The 6640-nt window shown below is 49.3% G+C and carries 5 protein-coding genes, 1 tRNA gene and 1 pseudogene; 3 read left to right on the top strand and 4 right to left on the bottom strand.

The features are described 5' to 3' along the window. From JWG88_RS13045 to JWG88_RS13035, 3 genes and pseudogenes are all read left to right on the top strand, one after another. A pseudogene (locus JWG88_RS13045) lies at positions 1 to 366 on the top strand (hypothetical protein); the annotation flags it as partial. 1 nt (position 367) lies between these two features. Next, a complete protein-coding gene (locus tag JWG88_RS13040; RefSeq protein WP_205234210.1) occupies positions 368 to 1330 on the top strand; it encodes a glycosyltransferase family 2 protein in 963 nt (320 codons plus the stop codon). Between the two features lie 147 nt (positions 1331 to 1477). Continuing rightward, positions 1478 to 2041, top strand: a complete 564-nt coding sequence (locus tag JWG88_RS13035) for an acyltransferase (protein WP_205234209.1) — start codon at positions 1478 to 1480, stop codon at positions 2039 to 2041. Positions 2042 to 2082: 41 nt separating this feature from the next. Here JWG88_RS13035 and JWG88_RS13030 read toward each other — a convergent pair. The 4 genes from JWG88_RS13030 to glnA all read right to left on the bottom strand — a co-directional run bounded on the left by JWG88_RS13030 (position 2083) and on the right by glnA (position 6634). Continuing rightward, positions 2083 to 2159 (bottom strand) — tRNA-Arg (locus JWG88_RS13030). A gap of 85 nt (positions 2160 to 2244) precedes the next feature. Then, positions 2245 to 4575 carry a cysteine--tRNA ligase gene (gene cysS, locus JWG88_RS13025; protein WP_205234208.1) on the bottom strand — a complete coding sequence of 777 codons (2331 nt, stop codon included), beginning with the start codon at positions 4573 to 4575 and terminating at the stop codon, positions 2245 to 2247. A 56-nt stretch (positions 4576 to 4631) separates the two neighbouring features. Further along, on the bottom strand, positions 4632 to 5114 hold the full coding sequence (locus JWG88_RS13020) for a DciA family protein (RefSeq protein WP_205234207.1): 483 nt from the start codon (positions 5112 to 5114) through the stop codon (positions 4632 to 4634). 191 nt (positions 5115 to 5305) lie between these two features. After that, positions 5306 to 6634, bottom strand: coding sequence for a type I glutamate--ammonia ligase (glnA, locus tag JWG88_RS13015; protein WP_205234206.1), 1329 nt, complete (start codon positions 6632 to 6634; stop codon positions 5306 to 5308). Between the last annotated feature and the right edge of the window lie 6 nt (positions 6635 to 6640).

Raw genomic sequence — 6640 nt, 5'->3', positions numbered from 1 at the left:
CGCGTCAATAGAGACACAGGGTGCCCAGGGAAACAAAATTCTGTCACTGACAGCTTTTGGATTATTGTTTTTGGCCAGAATGGTTTTCTTGGCTTGCTAAGCCTCTATATAGTGCTGCTATGGCCGATCCTGTTGCTGATCAAACGTTTACCCGCGGTTGAATGGTCCCAGCCTGTAAACGGCCCTGCGGCCGCACTCTCAGTGGTGCTTTTAGGATTTACTATCGACTCCATGGCAAATGCAATGATCAGCCCTATTTATTTTGTCATTGCCGGGGCACTTATCTCTTACCAACATATCCAGGACTTTGCGCAAAAGGATACTTCTGTCAATCGGTTTACGGCCGAGGTAAATCGCAACGGATAAAATGAACACTCGAAAGCAGATGATTTTTCGACTTGCTATTATAATCATCAATTACCGAACGCCAAATTTCATTCGGAATTGTCTCGAAAGTCTCAACGGCCAGCTTGACCCGCAGCGCGATATTGTGGTCATTGTCGATAACGCGTCTAACGATGGATCTGATTTTTTAATCGAACAGTTCATCAAGGAACGAAGCTGGACACAATGGGTACGCCTCTTGCGGTCCCCAAAAAACGGAGGTTTTTCAGCTGGAAATAACTATGGAATCCGGCGGACCAATTCAAAATTCTACCTTTTGCTCAACAGTGATACTGTTGTCCGGCCCGACGCAATCAAGCAGCTACTATATGCCAGTGAAAGATATAAAGAAATTTTCCTATTTAGCCCGAGGTTGGAATGGCCTGACAGGAAACCCCAGGAAAGCTGCTTTCGTTTTTGGCGCCCTTCTCATGAGTTTTTTGCCGCTGCGCGGACTGGAATGGTGGAGAAGCTATTTGCTTACCAGGGGATAACCTACTCTGATCCCCACCAACCAATGACACCTGATTGGACAAGTTTCGCCTGTGTACTGATCCGGAAAGAGGCGTTAGATCGCATTGGCTTGCTTGACGAAGGCTACTTCATGTACTTCGATGATATGGATTTCTGCCGACGAGCACGCGAGGTAGGGCTGGATATATTACACTGGCCGGCTGCACGTGTAGTACATCTTCGAGGAGGTAGTGGGCCAGTCAAACAATTGTCGGCTGCGAGAAAACGTCCCCCTAAATATTGGTATTCTTCACGTAACCGTTACTATGCCAAATTCTATGGCCGCCTAGGATTATGGCAGGCAAATTTATTTTGGTACGCAGGTCGTATACTTTCTCTGGCCCGCGAAATGACCAGGCTGAAGCAGCCTCACTCCTGCGAACGGCAATGGCTCGACATTTGGACCAATGCCTTAAATCCACTGGAAAAATAGTCAATTTTCTTTACTTCAGAGAAATACAATGAAAAGGATGTCTGATTTTCTTTATCATTGGCTCGGTTAAATGTGGCGCAAGATAATGAGTATCCAAAAAACGATATGGTTATCATGGAGAAATAAAATCCAAAGAGAATCCAACAGATGAAGATACTGAAGGAAATATGGCGAGCTATGTGGAGCAGCTGGGAGCGTTCTCTCTTCTTATATGCGCTGGTCCGTAATCTGCCGGGACAATATGGCTTTCAGTTGCGAAAATGTTTGTTGATCGGGAAATTCGGCTCAACCGGAACGAACATCAAAATCCATGAAGGTTTCCGGTTCCGACAAATCCACAAGATTTATTTAGGTGACTACATCAATATCGGCGTTGACTGTTTTATTCAAGCAAGCGGTAGCCTTGAAATCGGCGATTACACTATAATTGGCCCGGGGGTGAAGATTTGGACTCAGAACCACATCACGGACAGTACCGATATCCCTATCCAAAAACAGGGAACAGAGTATAAGAAAATTATAATCGGCCGGGACTGCTGGATAGGTTCTAATGCCTTTATAATGCCTGGTACCGTACTCGGAGATGGCACTGTTGTCTCGGCGGGTGCCGTAGTGGGCGCTAAGAAATATCCCCCATTCGCAATTCTCGCCGGTAATCCTGCTCGCGTTATCGGAATACGAACAAATGATCCTCATCATAATAGAAACTAAGTGAACCAATTATTTTTCAAACGGAGAAGCCTTGGAAAAACTGGTACGCCAGGCAGGATTCGAACCTGCGACCTACGGATTAGAAGTCCGTTGCTCTATCCAGCTGAGCTACTGGCGCATATATTTTGATGTCGGTGTGTGGCGGGAAAGCACCGGTCGACATATTAACCAGAAAGTTGCAAAAAGCAACTCCATTCTTGGTACTACTCTATTTCTTTTACTCTTTTCCAGACCGGCCCCGACTCCGTATCTATAACGGTGATGCCCTGGCGTTCAAGTTCTTCACGGGCAGCGTCGGCGGCCTGCCAGTCCTTGCCGGTGCGTGCCTTTTCCCTGAGCTTAATCAGGGCATCGACTTCGCGTCCCAGCGGGCAACCCTGAAGCTTGAAAATTCGCAGGACCTCGTTCATCTTTCTGAGGCTTTCCAGGATATAGTTCTTCTGATCGCGGTCAAGATGATTAACCTGCAAAATCGGGTTGGTTTTCTTGATGAATTTATAGATTGCGGCCATGGCCTTGGAGACATTGAGATCGTCATCCATGGCCTCGAAAAACTGCTCCTCCATGGCGGAGACGAAGGCTGTCACCTCTGGATGCGGCTTGCCCGGCGGCAGACAGTTGAGCTTACAGGTAAATTCATCGAGGCGGCGCAGGGCGGTACGGATATTATCCAGCCTTCTCAACGTAAAATTGATAGGCTTTCTGTAATGGACGGTGAGCATCATAAAGCGGATCTCACGGCCGGTATAGCCCTGTAGCAGTAAATCCTTGACGGTGACGACATTGCCGGTTTCCTTCGACATCTTCTTGCCGTCTACCAGAAGCAGTTCCGAGTGAAGCCAGAATTTCGACAAGGGCTTGCCGGTGAGCGCCTCGGCGATGGCAATTTCATTCTCATGGTGAGGAAACATCAGATTCCTGCTCGAGGTATGAATATCGAGAGTGGTGCCCAGATGCCTGGTGGCCATGGCGGAGCACTCCACATGCCAACTGGGCCTGACATTGCCCCACTCGCTCTCAAAAAAAATCCCTTTTTTCAGCTCTGCCAGGGTAGAACGCTTCAACAGAGTAAAATCTCGGGGGTTGTCCTTTTCGTAATCGTCCAGATCGACGGTTTTGCCTACCTGGATCTTACTGAGATCGACCCCGGAGAGGCGGCCGTAGCGCTCGAACTTGGAAATATCGAAATAGATCGAGCCATGTTTTTCATAGGCATAGCCTTTCTGCACCAGCTCATGCGCCATCTCGATCATATCCTGAACGTTTTCCGAGGCCTTGGGATAACCACTGGCGTGCTTGGCTCCGAGAGTATCAATATCATCCATGAATCCCTGGATATAGCGCTCGGTAAACTGCTTTATCGGTTCTCCGGCCTCTTCGGCGCCATTGATGGTATTGTCGTCAAGGTCGGTGAAGTTCATATAGGAACGTACCTTCATCCCTTTTATTTCCAGATACCGGGTAATCAGATCGGTAACGATGAAGCGGCGACAGAGCAGGAGATCGGCAGGTTCATAGGCCGTGGGACCGCAGGAATAGATGGTGACCTCATCCTCGTTCTGCGGCACAAAAACCTCCTTCTTCTTGCTGATGGTATTGAAGAAGCGTAGCTCTGACTTTTTGCCATCGCTCTTTTCCTGCTTAGTAAAGAGCGGAGTACTCAGATATCTCTCACCGCCGTCGGGCAGGATGACCACCATCAGCCCCTCCTCGAGATGTCTGGCGTAATCAAGGGCCGCGGACATGGCTGCGCCACTGGACATGCCAACCAGAATTCCTTCATGGGAAGCGAGCTTGCGCGCCATATTAAAGGCATTCTCATCCTCAATCCAGACCACTTCATCGGGAACGTTCTTATTAAAGATACCAGGCTTATAGGACTCTTTCATGTTCTTGAGCCCCTGGATTTTATGACCAAGATGCGGCTCGACCGCGATGACTCGCACCTGAGGCTGATGCTCCTTAAACCAGGCGCACAGTCCCATCACGGTACCCGAGGTTCCAAGGGTGGCGACAATATGTGTGAGTTTGCCGCCGGTCTGCTTCCAGATCTCGGGTGCTGTATGATTATAATGGGCCCTCCAGTTGGCTTCGTTGTTGAACTGGTCGGTGAGAAAATAGCGCTCCGGAAACTCGCGCGCCATGGCATATGACTTCTCGATGGCCCCGTCGGTGCTTCTGTTGGCGGGGGTAAGCAGAATTTCGGCGCCGTAGGCCTGCATTATCTTACGCCGCTCGACGGAGGCCGATTCCGGCATAACCAAAACACAGCGGTATCCCTTGGCGGCACAGACCATGGCCAGACCAATACCGGTGTTGCCGCTGGTAGCCTCGAGGACAATTTTATTCTTGGTGAGCTCACCGCTGGCCTCGCCGGCCTCGATCATGGAGAGGGAAATCCTTTCCTTAACGGAACCACCGGGATTGGCGGATTCTATTTTGCCATATACCCGAAGCTTGCCGGGTTTGACAAGACGGTTTATACGAACAAGCGGCGTATTGCCGATCGCATCCAGTATGGTATTTAAAAGCATGTGACTTCTTTCCTTCTTTTTCCTGCTATTTCATTGGCCGGCTGCCGCCGGCACTATCAGCTTTTCTGCTTACGGCGGCAGGCCTTGGTCAGATACCATAGGCGGATAAGCGATTCCCGAATGGCTTCGTCCTCGATTATTCCGACCTGCTTTTCAAATTTACGCAATGCCTCCGGATCCGGGGAAACAAAGATGATTTCCGGCAGCTCTTTGGAAGGTCCCTGTTCTTCATCCCGCGGCAGGAGAAATCTGATGTCGCGGATACGCGATCTGGTGAGCGTTGCATTGATATCATCCAATATCCGCATCTTCTCGAACTGCAGCTGCTGCATCCAGGTGGAGCTTTCCACCTCCAGCCAGAGAACATCCTTGACGATCTTTAAAGGCCGGGAACAGCAGGCAACATTTTCCCCCACCACCTTCTCCCAGATGGGAAAGAAGGAATGCATCTCAAGCTTGGCAGCCCAACCCTGATGGCGAACCACCTCTGGCAGCACCCCGGAAACGGTCATGTATTTTCTGTTTTTTCCTGATCCCATCCATCTTTTCCTTTGCAATAAAACCTCCATATTCTTTAATGTGGATCAGCAAAAATGGCAAGGGATGTACTCCGGGGAGAGAAAAAAAGCCCGCATACTGCAAAAGTATGCGGGCTTGTCTTATCAGCTGTAAGGGATGATGTACTCATCCATCTCGGCAACTGCGATGATTTTTACGAGATCATCAAGGATCAGTATATTGCCAGGTATTCATCAAGTTCCCACTGGGAAACATTGGTTCGGAAAGCATCCCATTCCTTGATTTTTGCCTCGATAAATTTCTCGAAGATATGATTACCGAGAGTTTCTCTGGCGATCGGATTTGCCCTGAGTTCCTCAATGGCTTCCATGAGATTTGCAGGAAGAACGGTAATGCCCTCCTCACTCATCTGCGCACTGGTCATCTCAAAGAGATCTTTGTTGACCGAAGGAGGCGGCTGGAGCTTATTCTTCACTCCGTCAAGACCTGAATTGAGCATCATGGCAAAAGCCAGATAAGGATTGCAGGTCGGATCGGGACAGCGAATCTCTGTTCTGGTGGACATACCCCGTGCCGCAGGAATCCGGATGAGAACGGAGCGGTTGGAGGCAGACCATGCCGCATACACCGGAGCCTCATAACCGGGCACCAGGCGCTTATAGGAGTTGACCAGCGGATTGGTGATGGCGGCAAACCCGCGGGCATTTTTTAATGCACCGGCGATGTATTGATAGGCGACTTCAGAGAGCTGCAGCGAGTCGGCATCATCATAGAAGGCATTGGTGCCGTCAAGATGAAAAAGAGACTGGTTGGTGTGCATTCCCGAACCATTAATTCCGAATATCGGCTTGGGCATAAAGGTTGCATGAAGACCGTAATTTTTGGCTATGGTCTTGACCACCCACTTAAAGGTAACGGTATTATCCGCAGCAGCAAGGGCATCGGCATATTTGAAGTTGATCTCGTGCTGGCCCTCAGCAACCTCGTGGTGGGAGGCCTCGATCTCGAAGCCCATCATCTCCAGGGTTTCAATGATTTCACGTCGGCAGTCGTTGGCAGTATCTTCGGGATCCAGAGAAAAGTAACCGGCTACATCATTGGTTCTGGTGGTCGGAGCGCCATTCGCATCTTTCTCAAAGAGGAAAAACTCGGATTCGGTCCCAACATTCATTGTAAAGCCCATTTCCCGGGCCTCTGCCAGAACCCTCTTCAGATTGACCCGGGGACAGCCCTCGAATGGTTTCCCGTTTGATTTATAGACATCACAGATGATACGTGCAGCTGCCACCCCCTGCTTGTTGCGCCAGGGCAGCACGGTAAAGGTATCATAATCCGGTTTAAGGTACATATCTGATTCATTGATTCTGGCAAAACCGTCGATGGATGAGCCATCAAACATCATATCGCCGTCAAGAGCCTTCTCTATCTGGCTCAGTGGGAGCGCGACATTCTTCATTAAACCAAAAATGTCGACAAATTGAAGACGAAAATAGCGAATGTTCTGTTCTTTAATAGTCTTCATTATTTCTTCTCTAGTCATTTTACC

Origin of the sequence: Desulfopila inferna (assembly GCF_016919005.1) — a bacterium.
In the GTDB taxonomy this organism is placed as follows: domain Bacteria; phylum Desulfobacterota; class Desulfobulbia; order Desulfobulbales; family Desulfocapsaceae; genus Desulfopila_A; species Desulfopila_A inferna.
Note: the sequence above shows the minus strand (reverse complement) of the source record. Positions and strands in the feature narration are given on the sequence as shown.